This is a genomic window from Sphingobium sp. ba1, from assembly GCF_000743655.1.
Classification (GTDB): domain Bacteria; phylum Pseudomonadota; class Alphaproteobacteria; order Sphingomonadales; family Sphingomonadaceae; genus Sphingobium.
Genome location: NZ_JPPQ01000072.1, coordinates 1 through 1,562, shown reverse-complemented (window position 1 = coordinate 1,562; position 1,562 = coordinate 1). Strand labels below are relative to the sequence as shown.

At 66.5% G+C, this 1,562-nt stretch carries 1 protein-coding gene; it reads right to left on the bottom strand.

What is annotated here, in order from left to right; translation table 11 throughout:
* Positions 1-28: 28 nt before the first annotated feature.
* Positions 29-1,562, bottom strand: a 1,534-nt coding sequence (locus IL54_RS19095) for an AMP-binding protein (protein WP_037479559.1), incomplete at its 5' end; no start/stop codon positions are given.

Here is a 1,562-nt window from a genome sequence, read left to right as displayed (position 1 = left end):
GTCAGTCTGACCGCCGCCACTGCCGCCCTCACTCCACCTTCGCGAATATCGCCATGATCGCCTCCAGCGCCGCCGGGCTTTCGATGGTCGCGGGCATGGCGATCCGCTCCCCCGCCGCGACCTGACGCAGTGCCGCGCGCAATATCTTGCCCGACCGCGTCTTGGGCAGGGCACCGACGACATGCACGTCCTTCAGAGCCGCCACCGGCCCCAGTTCGTCGCGCACCGCCTTGATGATCTCGGCCCCCAGCGCCGACGCGTCCCACTCGCCTGTCCGCGCGACGACGAAGGCCATCGGCACCATGCCTTTCAACGCATCGTCCACGCCGATCACCGCGCATTCGGACACCAGCGGATGACAGGCGACGATCTGCTCCATCTGCCCGGTGGACAGGCGGTGGCCCGCGACATTGATGATGTCGTCGGTGCGCCCCATGATGTTGACGAAGCCGTCGGCATCGACATGGCCCGCATCGCCCGTCTCATAATGTCCGGGGAAACCGGCAAAGGCCTTGGCAAAACCCGCTTCATTGTTCCACAGCCCGGCATAGCAGCCCGGCGGCAGCGGCAGCGTCATCACCACATTGCCCGTTTCGCCGGGCGCAACGTCCACGCCGCCATCGTCCACCACGCGAAAGCCATAGCCTGGCACCGGGAAGCCCGCGCTCCCCGCCTTGCGCCGCGTATCGCCCAGGCCAAAGCAGGTCGCGAGCGCAGGCCAGCCCAGTTCCGTCTGCCACCAATGGTCGGTCACCGGCAGGTTGAGCTGCGCTTCGGCCCAATGGATCGTGTCCGGGTCCGCCCGCTCGCCCGCCAGGAACAGCGCACGCAAATTGCCCGTGCCGATCTGGCGGATATAGTCGCCCTCCGGGTCTTCCTTGCGCACCGCGCGGATTGCGGTGGGCGCGGTGAAGAAGATGCGGACATCGTTGCGGACAATGGTCCGCCAGAAAGTGCCTGCGTCCGGCGTGCCCACTGGCTTGCCTTCGAACAACAATGTCGTCGCGCCTGCCAGCAACGGCCCATAGGCGATATAGCTATGCCCCACGACCCAGCCGACATCGGACGCCGCCCAGAACACCTCGCCCGGACGAATGCCATAGATATGCGCCATGCTCCAGGCGATCGCCACCGCATGACCGCCATTCTGCCGCACCACCCCCTTGGGCGTGCCGGTCGTGCCCGAAGTATAGAGAATATAGAGCGGATGGGTCGCTTCTACTGCCAAGCACTCGACCGGCTGCGCCTGTGCCAGCGTATCGGCCCAGTCGAGGTCGCGCCCCTCCTGCATCGGCGCGATCGCCTGGGGCCGTTGCAACAGGATGACGCGCTCGATCCGGTGGGTCGCCATTTGCAGCGCCTTGTCCACCAGGGGCTTGTACGGGATGACCTTGCTGCCTTCGATCCCGCAGGATGCCGTCATCAGCAAAGCGGGCGTCGCATCGTCGATCCGCTTGGCGAGTTCGGGCGCGGCGAACCCGCCGAACACCACCGAATGGATCGCGCCGATCCGCGCGCAGGCCAGCATCGCGATCACCGCCTGGGGCACCATCGGCATATAG